Source organism: Streptomyces sp. NRRL WC-3605 (assembly GCF_001509795.1).
GTDB lineage: Bacteria > Actinomycetota > Actinomycetes > Streptomycetales > Streptomycetaceae > Streptomyces > Streptomyces viridochromogenes.
Genome location: NZ_LLZN01000047.1, coordinates 1 through 21,190 on the forward strand (window position 1 = coordinate 1; position 21,190 = coordinate 21,190).

13 protein-coding genes are annotated in these 21,190 nt (G+C 73.2%); 3 read left to right on the top strand and 10 right to left on the bottom strand.

All coding sequences use genetic code 11. From position 1 onward, the window contains the following. Nucleotides 1-759, bottom strand: a 759-nt coding sequence (locus ADL34_RS12205) for a maltotransferase domain-containing protein (RefSeq protein WP_159038916.1), incomplete at its 3' end; no start/stop codon positions are given. 262 nt (nucleotides 760-1,021) lie between these two features. Next, nucleotides 1,022-2,224 carry a S8 family peptidase gene (locus tag ADL34_RS12210; protein WP_062666455.1) on the bottom strand — a complete coding sequence of 401 codons (1,203 nt, stop codon included), beginning with the start codon at nucleotides 2,222-2,224 and terminating at the stop codon, nucleotides 1,022-1,024. A gap of 321 nt (nucleotides 2,225-2,545) precedes the next feature. On the opposite strand from ADL34_RS12210, the gene ADL34_RS12215 reads away from it, so the two are divergent. Next, complete coding sequence (locus ADL34_RS12215; RefSeq protein WP_062666457.1) at nucleotides 2,546-5,164, top strand: glycosyltransferase family 1 protein; 2,619 nt, start codon at nucleotides 2,546-2,548, stop codon at nucleotides 5,162-5,164. Between the two features lie 31 nt (nucleotides 5,165-5,195). Here ADL34_RS12215 and ADL34_RS12220 read toward each other — a convergent pair whose 3' ends face one another. The 8 genes from ADL34_RS12220 to ADL34_RS12255 all read right to left on the bottom strand — a co-directional run bounded on the left by ADL34_RS12220 (nucleotide 5,196) and on the right by ADL34_RS12255 (nucleotide 19,331). Further along, the gene (locus ADL34_RS12220) at nucleotides 5,196-5,705 is read right to left on the bottom strand and encodes a DUF1990 family protein (protein ID WP_062666459.1); all 510 of its coding nucleotides are present in this window, start codon (nucleotides 5,703-5,705) and stop codon (nucleotides 5,196-5,198) included. Nucleotides 5,706-5,774: 69 nt separating this feature from the next. Next, entirely contained in the window at nucleotides 5,775-7,433 is a 1,659-nt protein-coding gene (locus tag ADL34_RS12225; protein ID WP_062666461.1) for a M4 family metallopeptidase, read from the bottom strand. A 214-nt stretch (nucleotides 7,434-7,647) separates the two neighbouring features. Then, nucleotides 7,648-9,696, bottom strand: a complete 2,049-nt coding sequence (locus tag ADL34_RS12230) for a M4 family metallopeptidase (RefSeq protein ID WP_062666462.1) — start codon at nucleotides 9,694-9,696, stop codon at nucleotides 7,648-7,650. Nucleotides 9,697-9,995: 299 nt separating this feature from the next. Further along, on the bottom strand, nucleotides 9,996-12,026 hold the full coding sequence (locus ADL34_RS12235) for an NAD(+) synthase (protein WP_062666464.1): 2,031 nt from the start codon (nucleotides 12,024-12,026) through the stop codon (nucleotides 9,996-9,998). Nucleotides 12,027-12,156: 130 nt separating this feature from the next. Next, nucleotides 12,157-13,935 (bottom strand): ABC transporter ATP-binding protein, encoded by a 1,779-nt coding sequence (locus tag ADL34_RS12240; RefSeq protein WP_062666466.1) that lies wholly within the window; start codon nucleotides 13,933-13,935, stop codon nucleotides 12,157-12,159. Continuing rightward, nucleotides 13,932-15,653, bottom strand: coding sequence for an ABC transporter ATP-binding protein (locus tag ADL34_RS12245; protein ID WP_062666804.1), 1,722 nt, complete (start codon nucleotides 15,651-15,653; stop codon nucleotides 13,932-13,934). The genes ADL34_RS12240 and ADL34_RS12245 overlap by 4 nt, the downstream gene beginning before the upstream one ends. Nucleotides 15,654-15,696: 43 nt before the next feature. Next, nucleotides 15,697-17,550: an ABC transporter ATP-binding protein gene (locus ADL34_RS12250; RefSeq protein WP_062666467.1), complete on the bottom strand. Its 1,854-nt coding sequence runs from the start codon at nucleotides 17,548-17,550 to the stop codon at nucleotides 15,697-15,699. Beyond that, nucleotides 17,547-19,331: an ABC transporter ATP-binding protein gene (locus ADL34_RS12255; protein WP_062666469.1), complete on the bottom strand. Its 1,785-nt coding sequence runs from the start codon at nucleotides 19,329-19,331 to the stop codon at nucleotides 17,547-17,549. The genes ADL34_RS12250 and ADL34_RS12255 overlap by 4 nt, the downstream gene beginning before the upstream one ends. Before the next feature lie 207 nt (nucleotides 19,332-19,538). On the opposite strand from ADL34_RS12255, the gene ADL34_RS12260 reads away from it, so the two are divergent. Next, nucleotides 19,539-20,441, top strand: coding sequence for an ABC transporter ATP-binding protein (locus ADL34_RS12260; RefSeq protein ID WP_062666806.1), 903 nt, complete (start codon nucleotides 19,539-19,541; stop codon nucleotides 20,439-20,441). Further along, a complete protein-coding gene (locus tag ADL34_RS12265) occupies nucleotides 20,438-21,172 on the top strand; it encodes an ABC transporter permease (protein ID WP_062666471.1) in 735 nt (244 codons plus the stop codon). Before ADL34_RS12260 ends, ADL34_RS12265 begins: the two co-directional genes overlap by 4 nt. The last annotated feature ends 18 nt before the right edge of the window (nucleotides 21,173-21,190 follow it).

Below are 21,190 nucleotides of genomic sequence, written 5' to 3' on the forward strand. Positions count from 1 at the left end.
CGGGAAGAACTCGTACCAGGCCCCGTACAGGGCCCGTTCACGCTCCACCAGCAGCGGCAACGGCTCCGACGCCGTCACCAGATCCCGCACCGGATACCGGGCCAGGACGTCGTCGACCTCGGGGGTCAGCGCGGCCGACAGCCGCCAGGCCGCCGGGCGGCTCTCGTCCCGGAGCGCCTCGGCGGCCCGCAGGACCACGGCCCGTCCGGGGCCGTCGGGCACCCCGGCGGCGGCGCGTTCGTGCAGGCGCGCGCCCTCTTCCAGCACCAGGTCGGTGTCGATCCCGGCCGGGATCTTGATCTGGGCGGTGTGCCGCCAGGTGGTGACCGGGTCGCCCCACGCCTCCACCCGGTAGGTCCAGTGGCCGGGCGCGTCCGGGGTGACGGTGGCGCCCCAGCGGTCGGTGCCGGGCGCGAGTTCGTGCATCGGCGTCCAGGGACCCGGGCGGCCCTCCGGATCGGTCAGCACGACGTTGGCGGCCACCGCGTCATGGCCCTCCCGGAACACGGTCGCCGTGACCATGAAGGACTCGCCGGTCACCGCCTTGGCGGGCCGGCGCCCGTGCTGCACGACGGGACGGACGTCGAGGACCGGTATGCGCCCGACCCCGTCCGCCGCTCGGGCGGGTGCGGGCCGCGGCGCCGGCGGCCCCGGGTCGGGGGTGGCGGCGCCCCGGACCGGTGGGGCGGCGGCGCGGGACGCCGGGTTCCCGGCGCGGGACGTCGGGGGTGAGGACGACTGGTGGTGCTTGGCGGGCATGACCGCTCCTGTCCGCGTCAACGTTGGTGGGCGGATGGCACTGGGGAGGTGGGTCCTGCGGTGTGACGGTGTCGCTGTCGGCTGCACCCCGTGGGGGTGTGCGCCCGGGAGCGCACGGGTGGGGTGTACCGGAGGAGCCTTCCCACCCTATTCGGGTGGGCAATCCGGCACTTTGTTAACTACTCATGCGTATGTCTACGCACAAGACCGGCCCGTTCCGGACGATCGGGACCGGTGCCCGTACTCCGCCGCGACACGTCCGCTACGGCCGCGGAACCCGCAGGAGTTCGTCCGGCGACCCGGCCCCGCGGCCGGAGATCCTGCCGGACGCGGCCCGCGCCACGAGCGCCTTGGACACCTGCGCGGGCGTCGCCTCGCGGTGCCCCGCCAGATAGAGCGCGGCGGCGCCCGCGACGTGCGGCGACGCCATCGACGTGCCCGAGTAGGTGGCCTTCGCGGTGTCGCTCGCGTGCGACGCCGAGGTGATCGACACGCCCGGGGCGAACAGGTCAAGGGCGGGGCCGTGGTTGGAGAACCCCGCGCGCCGGTCGGTGCGGTCGGTGGCGCCCACGGTGATCGCCTGGGACACCCCGGCGGGGGAGTACAGCGCGGCGGGCCGCCCGGCGTTGCCGGCCGCGACCGTGTAGGTGACGCCGGAGGCCACGGAGTTGCGTACGGCGGCGTCCAGCTGGCTGTTGCGGGGCCCGCCCAGACTGACGTTCGCGACGGCCGGCCTCTTCGCGTGCCGGGTCACCCAGTCGATGCCGGCGATGACGTCGGCGGTGCTGCCGCCCCCCGAGTCGTCCAGCACCCGCACCGACACGACCTGCGCCTTCTTGGCGATGCCGTACCGGGTGCCCGCGATCGTGCCGGCGACGTGGGTGCCGTGGCCGTTGCCGTCGCCGGCGGTCCGGTCGTCGTCCACGAAGTCCCAGCCGTACGCCGCCCGGCCGCCGAAGTCCCGGTGCGAGACACGGACGCCGGTGTCGATGACGTACACCGTCACTCCGGCCCCCGCGGACCGCGGCCACCGGTAGCTCTTGTCCAGCGGGAGATTGGCCTGATCGACGCGGTCGAGTCCCCAGGACGGTGGATTCTTCTGCGTGTCCTCCAGCGTCACCCGGGTGTCCTGCGCGACCGAGGCGACCCGGGGGTCGGCCGCGAGCCGCCTCGCCTGTCTCGCGTCGGCGCGGACGGCCCAGCCGTTGAGGACCGTGCCGTACGTATGGCTGATTTCCACCCCGTACCGCGCGGCGAGGCTCTTTCCGGCCGCCGACAGGGCCGGCGTCCCCTGTCTGAGTGTCACCACGTAGCTGCCGCCGACGGCGCCGGGCAGCCCGGCACCCCGTATCCGCCCCTCCGGTGCGGCGTGCGCGGGCGTGGTGACGGCCGAGAGCGCGGCGACACAGGTCACCGCGGTCAGGCCGGACGCCCAGCGCAGACGCCGTGTACGCGTCCGTGCCATGGTGTGGCTTCCCCTCCTCGAGTCGGCGCACGGCGGCCCTGGACACCCGGTGCACCCGGCGTGGGCCGGCGCGCCACCCGTCACCCTCTCCTGATGCGAGAAGCCCCCACAAGGACGCCTACGGGGGTGGAATCGGCCATATCCGCCATGGCCGGATCCATAAAGGTTGCGTCCACTTTCGGACGGACACCCGTCGTACGACGCGCCCGGGCTACGCAAAACGCACGGTGGTGACGAAGCCCCGCATACCGATACCGTCGGGGGCGTTGACGGGACCCACACCGCCGTGTGTCCCCTGCCACGTGCTGCCCGAGGTGGAAAGTGAAGGCGATCCGTCGGTTCACCGTCCGTCCTGTCCTCCCCGAACCCCTGCGGCCCCTCAGCGACCTGGCGCGCAACCTGCGCTGGTCCTGGCACGCGCAGACCCGCGAACTCTTCCGCTCCGTCGACCCAGGGCGCTGGGCCGCCTCGGGCGACGACCCCGTACGTCTCCTGGGCAGCGTCCCGCCCGCCCGGCTCGCGGAGCTGGCAGCGGACGAGCCCTTCCTGGAGCGGCTGGCCGCCGCGGCCAGCGACCTCGACGACTACGTCACCGGTGACCGCTGGTACCAGCGGCAGCCCGCCGGACTCCCCGCGGCCGTCGCGTACTTCTCGCCCGAGTTCGGCATCACGGCCGCCCTGCCGCAGTACTCCGGCGGCCTCGGCATCCTCGCCGGCGACCATCTGAAGGCGGCCAGCGACCTCGGCGTCCCCCTGATCGGCGTCGGCCTGCTGTACCGGCACGGCTACTTCCGCCAGAGCCTGTCCCGGGACGGCTGGCAGCAGGAGCACTACCCGGTGCTCGACCCCAACGAGCTGCCGCTCGCCCTGCTCAAGGAGGCCGACGGCACCCCCGCCCGGATCCGGCTGGCGCTGCCCGGCGGCCGGTCGCTGCACGCCCGGGTCTGGGTGGCCCAGGTCGGCCGGATCCCGCTGCTGCTGCTCGACTCCGACGTCGAGGAGAACGACCTCGGCGAACGCGGCGTCACCGACCGGCTCTACGGCGGCGGCAGCGAGCACCGGCTGCTCCAGGAGATGCTCCTCGGCATAGGAGGGGTGCGGGCCGTGCGGACGTACTGCCGGCTCACCGGCCACCCCGCGCCGGAGGTCTTCCACACCAACGAGGGCCACGCCGGCTTCCTCGGCCTGGAGCGCATCGCCGAACTGTGCGCGGGTGACCTCGACTTCGACGCGGCGCTGGAGGCGGTCCGGGCGGGCACGGTGTTCACCACGCACACCCCCGTCCCGGCCGGCATCGACCGCTTCGACCGCGAACTGGTCGCCCGCCACTTCGGGCCCGACGCCGAACTGCCCGGCCTCGACGTGGCCCGCATCCTCCAGCTCGGCATGGAGACCTACCCCGGCGGCGAGGCCAACCTGTTCAACATGGCCGTGATGGGCCTGCGCCTGGGCCAGCGGGCCAACGGGGTGTCCCTGCTGCACGGCAACGTCAGCCGCGAGATGTTCTCCGGGCTGTGGCCGGGCTTCGACCCCGACGAGGTCCCGATCACCTCCGTCACCAACGGGGTGCACGCCCCGACCTGGGTCGCCCCCGAGGTGTTCCGCCTCGGCGCGGACCGGATCGGCGCCCGGCGCATGGAGGACGCGCTCACCGTGGGCGGCTCAGACCGCTGGGACGCCGTCGCCGGCATCCCCGACCAGGACGTCTGGGAACTGCGCCGGGTGCTGCGCGAGCAGCTCGTGCAGGAGGTGCGCGAGCGGCTGCGCGCCTCGTGGCGGCAGCGGGGCGCGGGGACCGCCGAACTGGGCTGGGTCGACGGGGTCCTCGACCCCGACGTCCTCACCATCGGCTTCGCCCGCCGGGTCCCCTCGTACAAGCGGCTGACGCTGATGCTGCGGGACCCCGACCGGCTGATGAGCCTGCTGCTCCACCCGGAGCGGCCCGTGCAGATCGTGGTCGCCGGCAAGGCGCACCCGGCGGACGACGGCGGCAAGCGGCTCGTCCAGGAGCTGGTGCGGTTCGCGGACGACCCGCGGGTGCGGCACCGCATCGTCTTCCTGCCGGACTACGGCATGGCGATGGCCAAGAAGCTCTACCCGGGCTGCGACATCTGGCTGAACAACCCGCTGCGCCCCCTGGAGGCGTGCGGCACCTCCGGCATGAAGGCGGCGCTGAACGGCTGCCTCAACCTGTCCGTCCTGGACGGCTGGTGGGACGAGTGGTTCCAGCCCGACTTCGGCTGGTCGATCCCCACGGCCGACGGCACCGGCACCGACCCCGACCGCCGGGACGACATAGAGGCCGCGGCGCTGTACGACCTGCTGGAGCAGAGGATCACGCCCCGCTTCTACGAGCGTGGACGGGACGGTCTGCCGGACCGCTGGATCGAGATGGTCCGCCGGACGCTGACGCTGCTCGGCCCGAAGGTGCTGGCCGGACGGATGGTCCGGGAGTACGTGGACCGCCTCTACACCCCGGCCGCGCACGCGCACCGCGCGATGACCCCGGACGCGGCGCGTGAGCTGGCGGGCTGGAAGTCCCGGGTGCGCGGGGCCTGGCACGCCGTCACCGTCGACCACGTCGAGACGTCGGCCGGGGAACCGACCGCGGAGCTCGGCTCGACCCTGAGCCTGCGCGTCCGGGTCGGCCTCGGCGAGCTGGGCCCGGAGGACGTGGAGGTGCAGGCCGTCTCCGGCCGCGTCGACGGGGAGGACCGGATCGCGGACGCCTCGACGGTGCCGCTGAAACCGGTGGGCAGCCCCGACGCGGAGGGCCGCTGGGTCTACGAGGGCCCGCTGTCCCTGGACCGCACCGGCCCCTACGGCTACACGGTCCGCATCCTCCCCTCCCACCGCCTCCTCGCCTCGGGCGCCGAACTCGGCCTGCTGGCGGTGCCCTCCCAGGAGACTGGAGAGGGCGGCGGGGTGCTGCTGCGCTGAGCGTGTGCCCGGCCGGTCCTCCGGCCGGGCGTCAGTACTCGGACGCCGGCGCGCTCAGCCTGCGCAGCACCGCTCCGCACCGCCGTGCGTACGCGTGCTGGAGGCCGCGGGTCGCCGGGCCGCCCGCGCGGGAGTACCACTTGGCCGGGCGGCTGAAGGCGTTCACGGTCAGCCAGACGGTGCCGTCGCCGGTGCGCTCCACGACGAAGGCCTCCTCGCCGCACTCGGGGTGGCCGGTCAGGGTGCCGTAGGCCCAGCCGGTCCTGCGGTACTCCTCCACCGTCCACACGACCCGGCAGGGGGCCTTGATCACGCCGGCGAGGGTGACCGTGACGTCGACGCCGGTGGCCGCGCGGTCCGCCGAGGCGTCGACGCCGACGCCCATCGCGCGGTGCATCTCCCAGGTCATCACCGCGTCGGCGGCCCTGCGGAAGACGTCCTCGCCCTCGCCTATGCGGGTGCGCACGTGGAGGGGGTGGAAGCCGGTCGGGCAGAAGCCGGTCTCCCGGGTCGCGCCGACGTCGTCGTACGTGAAGGACATGGGAACCAAGAGTAGGGCGGCACCCGGGGACGCGGTCGTCCCGGGTGCCGCCCGCCGGCCGGGACCGGGTCAGCTGACGTTGACCGCCGCCCAGGCGGCGGCCACCGTCTTGTACTCGGTGCTGGTGGAGCCGTAGAGGGCGGACGCGGCGTTCAGCGTCGCCGTGCGGGCGCCCGCGTAGTTCGTCGTCGACGTCATGTACGACGTCAGCGCCTTGTACCAGATCTGCACGGCCTTGGCGCGGCCGATGCCGGTGACCGTCGAGCCGTTCGACGTCGGGGAGTTGTAGCTCACCCCGTTGACCGTCCTGGCGCCGCTGCCCTCCGCGAGGAGGAAGAAGAAGTGGTTCGCGGGGCCGGACGAGTAGTGCACGTCGAGGTTCTTCAGGCTCGACGACCAGTTGTCGGCGGACGCGCCGTCCTTGCTGGGCTTGTCCATGTAGCGCAGCGGCGTGCCGTCGCCGTTGATGTCGATCTTCTCGCCGATGAGGTAGTCGCCGGCGTCGGAGGAGTTCGCCGCGTAGAACTCCACCGCCGTGCCGAGGATGTCCGAGGTGGCCTCGTTCAGGCCGCCGGACTCGCCGGAGTAGTTCAGGCCCGCGGTGTTGGAGGTGACGCCGTGGGTCATCTCGTGTCCGGCCACGTCCAGCGAGGTCAGCGGGTGGGTGTTGCCCGTGCCGTCGCCGTACGTCATGCAGAAGCAGCTGTCGGACCAGAACGCGTTGACGTAGGCGTTCCCGTAGTGCACGCGGGAGTAGGCGGCCTTGCCGTCGTTCTTGATGCCGTTGCGGCCGAAGGTGTTCTTGTAGAAGTCCCAGGTGACCTGGGCGCCGTAGGCGGCGTCCACGGCGGCCGTCTGGTCGCTGGTCGAGCTGGAGGCGCTGCCGGTGCCCCAGACGTCGTCCGCGTCGGTGAACAGGGTGCCCGTGGAGGAGCTGGTGCTGCGCGCCTTGTTGTACGTCTTGTGGCCACCGCGGGTGGTGTCGTACAGCTGGTACGACGATCCGGACTGGGTGGTGCCGAGGGTGACGGTGCCCGCGTACAGGCTCTTGCCGCTGCCGGTCTCGACGCCCTGGAACTCGTATAGCTTCTCGCCGGTGGCCGCGTCGGTGATCACGTGCAGCTCGTTCGGCGTGCCGTCCTCCTGGAGGCCGCCCACGACCGTCTCGTACGCCAGGGTCGGCTTGCCGTCGGCCGCCCAGATCACCTTGCGGGGGGCGCGGTCCGCCTCGGTCCTCTCGGCGCCGGCCGCCTCGGCCCGCTTCAGGGCCTGGCCCTCGGCCTTGGCGGCACTGATCGCCGGCTTCAGCGAGGACACCTCGATGGCGGCCTTCGTCGCCTTGGTCACGCCCTTGCGCGCCCCGGACGCCGACTCGTGGACGACCAGGTCGCCGCCGAGGACGGGGAGCCCGGCGTAGGTGCGCTCGTAGCGGGTGTGGACGGAGCCGTCGGCGTCCTTGACGACGTCTCTGACGACCAGCTTCTCCTGGGCGCCGAGGCCGAGGTCCTCGGCGGTCCCGGCGGCCTCGGCCTGCTGGTCCTGGATCAGGGCGGTGCGCGCCGCGGGCGCCAGGGCGACCGGGACGGCGAGCGGGGTGGCCTCGCTGCCGGCGGCGGGGGCCGCGGACGACGTCCCGGTGGTCAGGGCGGTGGTGAGGAGGGCCCCGGCCGCGACCGCGGTGGATATGGCCAGGGTGGTGCGCTTGCGACGCGCGTAGAGGGGGGTCACACGGGCTCCTTGGTGGGGGAAGGACGGGGAGTTCTGTGCGGCGGTGAGGGAAGACTGGCATCTCAGTCGCGTACATGTCATGAGCCCGCGATGATGTTGACCTGAATTTGACCGTCGGCCATATGTTTCTGATATGTGAACGGGCGCCGCCCCGGCGGGAGTTGAACCCACCAGGGCGGCGCCCCGTACTGGGATGCACCGCTGTGCGTGCGGCCTACGGGAAGGTCAGCTTCCAGCTGTTGATGTAGCCGGTGTCGAGCGACGCGTTGTCCTGGACCTGCAGTTTCCAGACACCGTTGGCGGCCTCGGAGGAGGCGTTCACGGTGTACGTCGTGTCGATGTTGTCCGCGCTGCCGCCGGTGCCGTAGCCCTTGAGGACGTACACGCTGCCGTCGGGTGCGACGAGGTCGACCTTCAGGTCACCGATGTAGGTGTGGACGATGTTCACGCCGACCTGGAGGTTGGAGGGCGCGTTGCCGCTCCGCCCCGAGACGGTGATCGACGAGGTGACCGCCGAGCCGCGGTCCGGGATGGAGACGTCGGCCGTGTTCTCGAAGGTGGTGCCGCCACCGCCGCCCCCGTCGGAGCGCGTGCCGACGTTGACGCCCGCCCAGGCGTCCTGGACCGCCTTGTACTCGGCGCTGGTGGTGCCGTACAGCTCACCGGTCGCGGCCAGGGTGCCGGTGCGGGCGGCCGCGTAGTTGGTGTTGGAGGTGAACTTCGTGGTCAGCGCGCGGAACCAGATCTTCTCCGCCTTGGCGCGGCCGATGCCGGTGACCGGAAGGCCGTCCGAGGTGGGCGAGTTGTAGGTGACACCGTTGATGGTCTTGGTGCCGCTGCCCTCGCTCAGCAGGTAGAAGAAGTGGTTCGCCGGGCCGGACGAGTAGTGCACGTCGACCGAGCCGATGCCCGAGTACCAGGAGTCCTTGGACGCGCCGTCCTTGCTCGGCTTGTCCATGTACCGCAGCGGCGAGCCGTCGCCGTTGATGTCGATCTCCTCGCCGATGAGGTAGTCGCCGACGTCGGAGGAGTTGTTGGCGTAGAACTCGACGGTCGAGCCGAAGATGTCGGAGGTCGCCTCGTTCAGGCCGCCGGACTCGCCGCTGTAGACGAGACCCGCGGTGTTGGAGGTGACGCCGTGGGTCATCTCGTGCCCGGCCACGTCGATCGAGGTCAGCGGGTGCGTGTTGCCCGAGCCGTCGCCGTACGTCATGCAGAAGCAGCTGTCGGACCAGAACGCGTTCACGTAGTTGTTGCCGTAGTGGACGCGGGAGTAGGCGCCGACGCCGTCACCACGGATGCCGCTGCGGCCGTGCACGTTCTTGTAGTAGTCCCACGTCAGCGCGGCGCCGTAGTGGGCGTCGGCCGCCGCGGTCTCCGCGTTGGACGCCGAACCGTTGCCCCACACGTCGTCGGAGCCGGAGAACAGCGTGCCGGTGCCCGAGGTGCCGCGGTTGAGGTTGTACGTCTTGTGGCCGCCGCGCGCGCCGTCGGTCAGGTTGTACGTCGACCCGGACTGCGTGGTGCCGAGCGTCACCGTGCCGCTGTACATCGTGTTGCCGGTGCCGGTCTCGATGCCCTGGTACTCGTACAGCTTCTCGCCGGTGGCCGCGTCGGTGACGACGTGCAGCTCGTTCGGGGTGCCGTCCTCCTGCAGGCCGCCGACCACCGTCTCGTAGGCGAGGGTCGGCTTGCCGTTCGCGGCCCAGATCACCTTGCGCGGCGCCTTGTCGACGTCCGCGGTCCTGGCGTCGTCGGCCTTCGCCGCGGCCAGCGCCTGCTTCTCGGCCTTCGCGGCGGGGACGGCGGCGGTCGTCGTGGCCGGCTTGATCGCGGCGCGGGTCGCCTTCACGACGTCCTTCGTGGCGCCGGACTTCGAGGTCTCCACGACCAGGTCGCCGCCGAGGACGGGCAGGCCGTCGTAGGTGCGCTCGTAGCGGGTGTGGACCGTGCCGTCGCCGTCCTTGACGACGTCACGGACGACCAGCTTCTCCTTGGCGCCGAGGCCCAGGTCCTTCGCGGTGTCCGCCTTGGTGGCGTTGGCCTCGCGTATGAGTTCGGCGCGCTGGGCGGGGGTGAGCTTGACCGACTCGGCGCCCGGGAGCACCTGGCCGGCGGCCTGCGGGGCCCGGGGCGGGGCCGCGGTCGCGGCACCCGACTGGACGGCTGCCGCGACGAGCGCGGCGACGCCGACGAGGGCCACGGCGGCGGCCCGGCGGCGGGGGGTGTGGGGGGTGCGTCTGTGGGAGGACCTGTCTCTCAACACTGACTCCTTCTGCGCGGCCGCGGATCATGCGACCAGGGGAGACCGGCCGGCGGGTGGGCCGTCCGGGCAGATCGGGGTGGTACGCAGAACGACGTGCGTGCGGAGCTCGGCCGCGGCCACCGCCGTGCGGCGGTGCTGTGGGGTTGCTGTGTCGCGGCCGAGGGAAGAGTGGCAGGTGATTGCGGTTTCTGTCAGGGGCGCGTCAGGAAGTTGGCCGGAAATCGTTCGTTGTCCGGGAGTTCACGTTCGATAAACGGACCGGACGCCTACGACGCCCAGGACGCCTCGCGGTCGCCTCAGACGTCGATGCGCTCCAGATCGCGCAGCCACGCCGCCGCGTTGCCGTCGGAGGGCGCCCGCCAGTCGCCGCGCGGGGAGAGCGAGCCACCGGCCGACACCTTGGGGCCGTTCGGCATCGCCGAGCGCTTGAACTGTGCGAATGCGAAGAAGCGACGGCAGAAGACCTCCAGCCAGCGCCGGATCTCCGCCAGGTCGTACGCCACCCGCTTGGCCTCCGGGAAGCCGGGGGGCCAGGCGCCGGCCGCCACGTCGTGCCAGGCGTGCCAGGCCAGGAAGGCGATCTTCGACGGCCGGAAGCCGTAGCGCAGCACGTGGAACAGCGTGAAGTCGTGCAGCGCGTACGGCCCGATCTTCGACTCCGTCGACTGCATCTCCTCGCCCGGCACCAGCTCCGGGCTGATCTCGGTGTCCAGGATCGCGGTCAGCGTGCGGGCGGTCTCCTCGTCGAACTGCCCGGAGGTGACGACCCAGCGGATCAGGTGCTGGATCAGCGTCTTCGGCACCCCGCCGTTGACGTTGTAGTGGCTCATCTGGTCGCCGACGCCGTACGTCGACCAGCCGAGCGCCAGCTCCGACAGGTCGCCCGTGCCCAGCACGATCCCGCCGCGCTGGTTCGCCAGCCGGAACAGGTAGTCGGTGCGCAGACCGGCCTGCACGTTCTCGAAGGTGACGTCGTACACCGGCTCGCCGGACGCGAACGGGTGGCCCATCTCCTGGAGCATCAGCCGCGCCGTCGGCGTGATGTCCAGCTCGGCCGCGGTGACGCCCAGCGAGTTCATCAGCTTGTGGGCGTTGTCCTTGGTGTGGTCGCTGGTCGCGAAGCCCGGCAGCGTGAACGCCAGGATGTCGCTGCGCGGCCGGCCCGCCCGGTCCATCGCGCGGGCCGCGACGATCAGCGCGTGCGTGGAGTCCAGACCGCCGGACACCCCGATGACGACCTTCGGGTCCCCGATCGCGGCCAGCCGCTGCTGGAGCCCCGCGACCTGGATGTTGTACGCCTCGTAGCAGTCCAGGGCGAGGCGGTCGGCGTCCGCCGGCACGAACGGGAAGCGCTCCACCCGGCGCCGCAGACCCAGGTCGCCGGCCGGCGGGTCCAGCAGGAACGCGATCCGCCGGAAGTCGCCGGTGCGCCCGGCGTGGGTGCGCCGGTTGTCGTCGAACGTGCCCATCCGCAGGCGCTCCTGGCGCAGCAGGTCCAGGTCGACGTCGGCCACCGCGAACTGGTCGTCGGCGGAGAAACGGTCGGTCTCCGCGAGGAGCACGCCGTTCTCGTAGATCATCGTCTGCCCGTCCCAGGACAGGTCCGTCGTCGACTCGCCCAGCCCGGCCGCCGAGTAGACGTACGCCGCGAGGCAGCGCGACGACGCCGAACGGCACAGCAGCCGGCGGTCCTCGGCCCGGCCCACCGTGATCGGGCTGCCCGACAGGTTCGCGAGCACCGTCGCACCCGCCAGCGCCGCCTCCGCGCTCGGCGGCACCGGCACCCACATGTCCTCGCAGATCTCCGCGTGCAGCACCAGACCCGGCACGTCCCGCGCCTCGAAGAGCAGGTCCACGCCGAACGGGACCTCCTCGCCGCCGATCCGGATGGTGCCGCCGCGCTCGTCGTCACCGGACGCGATCTGCCGCTTCTCGTAGAACTCGCGGTAGTTCGGCGGGTACGACTTCGGCGCCACCCCGAGGACCCGGCCCCGGTGCACGACGACCGCGCAGTTGTAGACCCGGTGGCGGTGGCGCAGCGGGGCGCCCACCACCAGCACCGTCAGCAGGTCCGCCGACCCCGCGACCACCGTGTCCAGCGCCCGCTCCACGTCGTCGAGCACCACGTCCTGGAGCAGCAGGTCCTCGATGGAGTAGCCGGTCAGCCCCAGCTCGGGGAAGACGGCGACCGCCACCCCCTCCTCGGCGCACCGCCGCGCCTGCCGCAGGGCGGCCTCCGCGTTGGCCCGCGGGTCGGCGACGACGGTGTGGCCCGTGCACGCGGCCACCCGCGCGAAGCCGTGCTGGTAGATCGACCAGAAGTTCAATGGACCGTGCTTTCTGCTGGACGTTCCGCGGCGTGTCAGGCTCTAGTACCCCGTCGAGCATAAATCTTCCGATCATGTGCCCTCGGATTCACGTACCCGGGGGCCGAGGCGCCGTGAGGGGAGCCCGGCGTCAGGCAGGCCGCTCCCCGTGCCAGGACCGCCACAGCGCCGCGTACGCCCCGCCGGCCGCGACCAGCTCCTCGTGCGTGCCCAGCTCGGTGAGCAGGCCGCCCTCCATCACGGCCACCCGGTCGGCGTCGTGCGCGGTGTGCAGCCGGTGGGCGACGGCGATGACCGTACGGCCCCGCAGCACGGCGGCCAGCGCCCGCTCGGTGTGCCGGGCGGTCGCCGGGTCGAGGAGGGCCGTCGCCTCGTCGAGGATCAGGGTGTGCGGGTCGGCCAGCACCACCCGCGCCAGGGCGAGCTGCTGGGCCTGCGAGCCGTCCGTGGGGCTGCCCCCGTCGCCGAGCGGGGTGTCCAGCCCCGCCGGCAGCTCCCGCACCCAGGTGTCGGCGCCGACCGCGGTCAGCGCCGCCCACAGCGCGTCGTCCGGCGCGGACGGCTCGGCGATCCGGAGGTTGTCCCGGACCGTGCCGAGGAAGACGTGGTGCTCCTGGGTGACCAGGACGACCTGCCGGCGCAGCTGCTCCGGGCCGAGCTCGGACACCGGCACCCCGCCGACCGTCACCGCGCCGGCGGTCGGCGCGTCCACGCCCGCCAGCAGCCGGCTCAGCGTCGACTTCCCGGCGCCCGACGGGCCGACGATCGCCAGCCGTTCACCGGGCCGCACCGCCAGATCGACCCCGCCGAGGACCTCGTCGCCCCGGTCGTAGGCGTAGCGCACGCCCGTCACGTCGATCCGGTCGCCCTCGGGGGAGGGACCGGCCGCGTCCGCCGCCTGCGGGGCGCGGGCCAGCCCTTCCACGCGGGCGAACGAGGCACCGCTGCTCTGCAGTTGCTCCACCCGCATCAGGATCTCGTCCAGCGGATTGACCATCTGCTGGAGGTACAGCGCCGCCGCGACCACCGTGCCCAGGCTGATCGCCCCGCGCGCGTGCAGCGCCCCGCCGGCCAGCAGGACCGTCACCAGCGGCACCAGATAGGCGATCTCGACCGAGGGGAAGAACACCGTGCGCAGGAACAGGGTGTACAGCCGGGCGCGGCGCGAGACGTCCAGCGTCTCCCGGCTCGCCGCCACCCGCCGGCGCTCCAGCCGCAGCGCCTCGACGGTACGGGCGCCGGACGCCGTGGCCGCGAGGATCTCGGCGACGTCCGAGTTGGCCGCGCCCTCCGCGAGATAGCCGGCCCGGGCCCGGCGCAGGTACCAGCGCAGCACCGGCCACAGCACGACCAGGGCGAGCAGCCCGCAGGCGCCGAGCAGGGGGTCCAGCACGAACACCGCGACCAGCAGGAACAGCACCTGCACGCCGTTGATGAGCAGTTCGGGCCCGGCGTCCCGCAGGGTGGTGCCGACGGCGGTCACGTCCGTGGTGCCGCGCGCCGTCAGGTCGCCGGTGCCGGCCCGCTCCACGACCGACGCGGGCAGCGCGAGCGTACGGCGGACGTACTCCTCGCGGACCCGGGCGAGGGCGCGTTCGCCGAAGCGGTGGCCGACGTAGCGGGCCCAGCGGGCCAGGAGCAGCTGCGTCAGCGCCGCCACCAGGATGGCCGGCGCCATCCGGTCCACGGCCGACACTCCGGAGCCCGCCCGGACCTCGTCGACGATGCGGCCCAGCAGCCAGGGCGCGGCCAGACCGGCGAGCGCCGCGGCCGCGTTCAGGGCGAGCACCGCGGTGAAGGCCCGGGCGTCGGAGCGGACCAGGCGGGCGGTGGCCCGGCGGACGTCCCGGGGCCCGGCCACCGGAAGAGCCCCGCGCGGGGGCTCCTGGGCGCGTTGTCCGTCCGTCACCGCACGGCCTCCTCGGCGTCCTCTGCGTCCTCGTCCCTGGCCACCAGGGACCGGTAACCGGTCTCGTGGTCCAGCAGCCCGCGGTGGGTCCCGGTGGCCGCCACCTTGCCGTCGACCAGGTAGTGCACGACGTCCGCGCGGTCCAGGACGAGCGGGGACGTCGTCGTGACGACGGTGGTGCGGCCGGCACGGTCGGCCCGCAGCCGCTCGGCGACCCGCGCCTCCGTGTGCGCGTCCAGCGCCGACGTCGGCTCGACGGCCAGCAGCACCTCCGGCTCGGCCAGCAGCGCGCGCACCAGACGCACCCGCTGTCGCTGCCCGCCGGACAGGTTGCGGCCCTGCGCGTCGACCGGGGAGTCCAGGCCGTCCGGCAGACCCCGGACGACGTCCTCGGCGACCGCCGTGCGTACGGCCCGGGCGATCGCCGCCTCGTCCCGGTCGGTGTGCCCGGACAGCAGCTCGCGCAGCGGGCCCGCGAACAGGTCCGCCTCGTGGTCGGCCACCAGAATCCGCTCCCGCACCAGCGCCGCCGGGATCTCGGCCAGCGGCACGCCGCCCCAGGTCGCCTCCGACGGCGTGTACCGGCCGAGCCGGTCGACGACGGCCGCCGCGTCGGCGGGCCGCGCCCCGGCCAGCGCCGTCAGCCGGCCCGGCAGGACCCGTACGCCGGACTCGGGGTCGTACAGCGGCGCCGGCTCGGCGGGCGCGTCCCGGGTGCCGGTGTCCTCCATCGGTTCCAGGCGCAGGAACCGCACGACCCGCCGGGCCGCCACCACGCCCCGGCTGACCTGGTAGCCGCACTCGATGAAGAACGCCACCGGCGCCACCAGCACCGCGACATAGCCGTACACCGACACCAGTTCGCCGATCGTGATCGCGCCCTGGGCGGCGAGCCGGGCCGCCAGCCAGGTCACCACGGCCAGGAACAGCGTCGGCAGCCCCACGCCGAGCGCCTGCACCCAGCTGGTCACCGCGCCCACCCGGTAGCCCTGCGCCCGCAGCCGCTGCGAGTCGCGCCGGAAGGCGTCCGCGACCAGGCCCTTGCCGCCGAGGCCGTTGAGGACGCGCAGCCCGCCCGCCAGGTCGGTGATCCGCGCGGTCAGCACTCCCTGGAGCTCCCGGTACTCCGTCTCCGTGCCCTGCAGCCGCCCGAGCAGCGGCCCGACCAGCACCCCGATCAGGGGCATCCCGAGCAGCACCACGACCGCGATCGGCACCGACACGGACACCAGCAGCGCGGCCACCACCAGATATGCGATGACCGCGCCCACCCCGGGCCCGACGACGGTCAGGGACCCGCTGATGGTCTGCACGTCGCCCACCCCGATGGTGACGACCTCCCCGGCGCCGATCCGGCGCGGCAGGGCGGCACCCAGGCGCACCGCGTGGTCGACCAGCACCTTGACCGTGCGGAAGTTGGCGTCCATCCGCACCCGGGTCATCGTGCGGTGCCGCATGATGCTCAGCCAGGCGTTGAACACGCCCACCACGAACAGCGCGGCCGTCCAGCCCCACAGCGCGCGCCGGTCACCGTCCGCCAGCCCGTCGTCCACGGCACGCGACAGCAGGTAGGGGGTGGCGGCCAGCAGCACCATCCACACGCTGGAGATCAGCGCCCCGACGGCGGACCGCGCCATCTGCCGCCCGACCAGCCACCCCAGATAACGCAGGCCGCCCCGGCGGTCGGGCTCGCCCGGGTCCCCGTACGCGTCGATCATCGTCCCCCGCATCCCGTCCGTCGTCCTCGCGCCGCCCGGCGCCTCACGCCAGGCTGTCCCGCCACGCCCGGTGCAGGTCCGCGAAGCGGCCCGTGCCCGCCACGAGGCCGGCCGGCGCACCGTCCTCGACGATCCTGCCGTGCTCCATCACCAGCACCCGGTCGGCGATCTCCACCGTGGACAGCCGGTGCGCGATGACGACCGCCGTGCGGCCCCGCAGGACCGTCGCCATCGCGCGCTGCACGGCCCGCTCACCGGGGATGTCCAGCGAGCTGGTCGCCTCGTCGAGGATCAGCACCGCCGGATCGGCGAGCAACGCGCGCGCGAACGCGACGAGTTGCCGCTGGCCCGCCGAGATACGGCCGCCCCGCTTGCGTACGTCGGTGTCGTAGCCGTCGGGCAGCGCGGCGATGAAGTCGTGCGCCCCGATGGCCTTCGCCGCCCGCTCGATCTCCTCGCGACTCGCCTCCGGCCGCCCGATCGCGATGTTCTCGGCGACCGTGCCGGAGAACAGGAACGCCTCCTGCGTCACCATCACCACCCCGCGCCGCAGCTCGGGCGCCGCCAGGTCGCGCAGGTCCACGCCGTCCAGCAGGACCCGCCCCTCGGACGGGTCGTAGAACCGGGCGAGCAGCATGGCCAGCGTCGACTTGCCCGCCCCCGTGGAGCCGACGACCGCCACGGTCTGCCCGGCCGGGAGGGTGAGGTCGAAGCGGGGCAGGACCTCGCCGCCGGTGCGGTAGGCGAACCGGACGCCGTCGAAGACGACCTCGCGCCCGGGGTGCTCGCCCGCCAGGGCCGGGAGCTCCCTCGGCGTGGCCGGCTCCGGCACGGACGGCGTCTGGGCCAGCAGACCGGCGATCTTCTCCAGGGAGGCCGCCGCCGACTGGTACGAGTTGAGGAACATGCCGAGACGGTCGATCGGGTCGTACAGCCGCCGCAGGTACAGCACGGCCGCCGCCAGCACCCCGAGGGCCAGCGTGCCGCCCGCGACCCGGTAGGCGCCCCACAGCACCATGCCCGCGACCGCGGTGTTCGCGACCAGCCGGGACCCGACGACGTACCGGGCCATCTCCAGCAGGGCGTCGCCGTTGGTGCGCTCGTGCCGGTGGTTGAGGACCCGGAAATCGGCGTCGTTGGCCGATTCGCGGCGGAACGCGCGCACCGGGCGGATGCCGTTCATCGTCTCCACGAACTTCACGATGACCGCCGCGATCGCCGTGGACCGCTGTGTGTACACGCGCGCGGCCCGCCGCCGGTAGGAGCGCACGAGCAGGTACAGCGGCACGAGGGAGGCCACGGCCACCGCGCCCAGCCCGAGGTCCAGCCACAGCAGCATCGCCGAGATGTAGACGAACGACAGGATGACGGTGACGAGCTCCTGGAGGCCCTCGTCGAGCAGTTCGCGCAGCGACTCGACGTCCGTGGTGGAGCGGGAGATCAGCCGGCCCGAGGTGTAGCGCTCGTGGAAGTCGACGCTCAGCGCCTGCGCGTGGCGGAAGATACGGCCCCGCAGATCGAGCAGCACGTCCTGGTTCACCTGGGCGGACGTGCGGAAGAACGCGTACTGCAGGCCGCCGGAGGCCGCCGCGCACAGCAGATAGCCGGCCGCGACCGCGATCAGCGGCCCCAGGTCGTCGCGCCGGAACGCCGGCACCGCCGAGTCGATGGCGTACGCCACCAGCAGCGGCCCCGCCTGCACGGCCGCCTGCTGGAGCAGCAGCAACAGCGTGGTCACCACGACCCGGGCCTTCATGGGGGCCAGCAGGGACCGCAGCAGCGCGGCCGTGGCCCCCGGCGGCGACGGCAGCGCGTCGTGGTCGAACGGGTCGTCCGGCGCCCCGGTGCGCTCGCCCGGCCGGTCCGTGCCCGGCGGGGTGGCGGTCGTCGCCGTCATCGGGCTGCCTCCTCGGTTCCGGCCATGAGATGCGCGTACTCGGCGTTGTCCCGCAGCAGTTCGTGATGGGTCCCGACCGCGGCGACTCGGCCCCCGGAGAGGAGGGCGACGCGGTCCGCGAGCAGCACCGTCGACGGGCGGTGCGCCACGATCAGGGCGGTGGTCTCCGCGAGGACGTCCCGCAGGGCGGCCTCGACCAGCGCCTCGGTGTGCACGTCCAGGGCGGACAGCGGATCGTCCAGCACGAGGAAGCGGGGGCGGCCCACCACGGCCCGGGCGAGCGCGAGACGCTGGCGCTGGCCGCCGGACAGGCTCAGCCCCTGCTCGCCGACCTGGGTCGCAGTGCCCTGCGGCAGGTCGTGCGCGAAGCCCGCCTGCGCGACCGAGAGGGCCCGCTCCAGCTGGGGCTCACCGGCCTCCGCGGCGGTCCCCATGAGAACGTTGTCCGCGACGCTCGCCGAGAACAGGGTGGGCTCCTCGAAGGCGACGGCCACCAGGGCGCGCAGCTCCTCGCGCGGCATCGCGGTGATGTCCCGGCCGTCCAGGGTGATGCGGCCGGACGTCGGCTCGTACAGCCGCGGCACCAGCGCCGTCAGCGTCGTCTTGCCGCTGCCGGTCGCGCCGACGAGCGCCATGGACTCGCCGGGCCGGATGTGCAGGTCGACGCCGTCCAGGACGGGCGGGGAGCCCTCGGGGGCGTCCGGGTAGCGGAACCGCACGCCCTCGAAGCGCAGCCCCCGGCCGGCCTCGCCCTCCTGTGCCTTCGCCACCTCGCGGTCCTCGGGGACCGCGTCCATGACCTCGAAGTACCGCTCGGTCGCCGTCGCCGCCTCCTGGCTCATCGCCAGCAGGAAGCCGATCGAGTCCACGGGCCAGCGCAGCGCCAGCGCCGTCGACAGGAACGCCACCAGCGTGCCCGCCGACAGGTCGCCGTCGGCGACCCGCACCGTGCCCAGCACCAGGGCCGCGCCGATCGCCAGTTCGGGGAGCGTGATGATGACGGCCCAGATCGTGGCGAGCAGCCGGGCCTTGTGCAGTTCGGTGCCGCGCAGCGTCCGCGCCATCTCCCGGAACGCCCGGGCCTGGCTGCGGTGCCGCCCGAACCCCTTGATGATCCGGATGCCGAGCACGCTCTCCTCGACGAGCGTCGTCAGATCGCCGACCTGGTCCTGCGCGCGCCGCGCCACCAGCGCGTACCGCTTCTCGAAGACGACGCACATGACCATCACGGGCACCGCCGGCACCAGGATGACCAGTCCGAGCGCGACGTCCTGGACCAGCATGATGACGACGCCCACCAGGATCGTCACGCTGTTGACCAGCAGGAACGTCAGCGGGAACGCCAGGAACATCCGCACCAGCATCAGGTCGGTGGTGCCGCGCGACAGCAACTGCCCCGAAGCCCACCGGTCGTGGAACGCCACCGGCAGACGCTGCAGATGCCGGTACAGCTCCGCCCGCATCGACGCCTCGACCCCGGCCAGCGGACGCGCCACCAGCCAGCGCCGCAGCCCGAACAGCAGGGCCTCCCCTATGCCGAGGAGGAACAGGAACAGCGCGCCGAGCCACACGCCCGCCGGGTCGCGGTCGGTGATCGGGCCGTCCACCATCCACTTCAGGACCAGCGGGATGACCAGCGCGAGACAGGAGGCGACGACGGCCACGGCGGCGGCGGTGAACCACCGCGCCCGCACCGGCCGCACGTACGGCCACAGGCGCAGCAGCGTGCGCACGGCGGATCGGTCGGTCCTGCTCCCCGGGGTTTCCTGTGTAGTGGCCATCAGCAGCGAGCCTACGGTTCGCCACTGACACTTCCCACCGAGTTTTGGCCGGACCCCGGTCCGCCGCTGGTCCTACGACCTGCGTGTTCGAAGGGCCGTACGCACGGAGGCGGCGAGGTCGTACCCCGCCCATCATCCGATCGGGGGATGCGTTTCCGAGCGTGACGGCCGATGCCGCGGACCGGCCCGCGCCGCGAGGCTGAGGGCATGCCCGTCATCGAAGTCACCGATCTGCGCAAGTCCTACAGCGGCCGGCCCGTCGTCGACGGCGTCTCCTTCGCCGTCGAGGAGGGGGAGATCTTCGGCATCCTCGGCCCGAACGGGGCGGGGAAGACCACCACCGTCGAATGCGTCGAGGGCCTGCGCGTCCCCGACGCCGGCCGGGTGAGGGTCGCCGGCCTCGACCCCGTCGCCGACCACGACCGACTCACCCGCGTCCTCGGCGCCCAGCTCCAGGAGGGCCGCCTGCAGGAGAAGCTCACCGTGGGCGAGGCCCTGCGCCTGTACGCGGCCCTGCACCCGGCGCCCGCCGACTGGCGTCCGCTCGCCGAACGCCTGGGCCTGACCGCCCGGCTGGACACCCGGTTCGGCAAGCTCTCCGGCGGGCAGAAGCAGCGCCTGTTCATCGCGCTCGCCCTCGTCGGCGACCCGCGCGTGGTCGTCCTCGACGAACTGACCACCGGCCTCGACCCGCGGGCCCGCCGCGACACCTGGCGGCTCGTCGAGGAGATCCGGGACAGCGGGGTGACCGTCCTCCTCGTCACCCACTTCATGGAGGAGGCCCAGCGGCTCTGCGACCGCGTCGCCGTGATCGACCAGGGCCGTATCGCGGCCCTCGACACGCCCGCCGGGCTCATCCGCCGCTCCGCCGGCGCCACCGTCATCACCTTCACACCGTCCGCCCCGCTGGACGAACGGGAGCTGAACGCGCTGCCCGGACTCGCCTCCGTCAGCCACAAGGACGGCCGGATCACCCTGGCCGGCGGGGACGAGACGGTCAACGCCGTCATCAGCCTGCTCGCCCGGCACCGTGTCACCGCCCACCACCTGCGCGTCGGCGACGCCACCCTCGACGACGCCTACCTGGACCTCACGGAGACCACCTCATGAACACCGCCGTCCTGCGCACCGAGGCCCGGCTGCTCGCCCGGGAACCCGGCAGCCTGTTCTGGATCCTCGCCTTCCCTCCGCTGCTGCTGGTGATCCTGGGCGCCGTCCCCGCCTTCCGCGAACCCCAGGACGCGCTCGGCGGGCTGCGCGTCGTCGACACCTACGTCCCCGTGACCGTGCTCGTCGGCCTCATCGTCGCCGGGGTGCAGGCGATGCCGGCCGGCCTCACCGGCTACCGGGAGCACGGCATCCTGCGGCGGATGGCCACCACGCCGGTCCGCCCGTCGGCGCTGCTGTCCGCCCAGATGCTCGTGCACGCCGTCGCCGCCGTGCTCTCCGCCCTGCTGACGCTCACCGCCGGCCGGGTCTTGTGCGACGTGCACCTGCCCCGGCAGCCGTTCGGCTACCTGCTGGCGCTGCTCCTCGCGGTCCTCGCCGCCCTCGCGCTCGGCTCGCTGATCTCGGCGGTGTCCCGCACCGTGAAGATCGCGGGCGCGGTCGGCACGGTGGTGTTCTTCCCCATGCTGTTCTGCGCGGGCGTCTGGCTGCCGGTGCCGTCCATGCCGGACCTCATGGCGGACATCGTCGTCCTCACCCCGTTCGGGGCCGCCGCCCAGGCCCTCGGCGACGCCACGGCCGGCGACTGGCCCGGCTGGGCGCACCTGGGCGTGATGGCCGGCTGGGCGGTGCTGCTCTCGGGGGCGGCCGCGCGCTGGTTCCGCTGGGAGTAGGCGGCCCGCCGTGGAGAC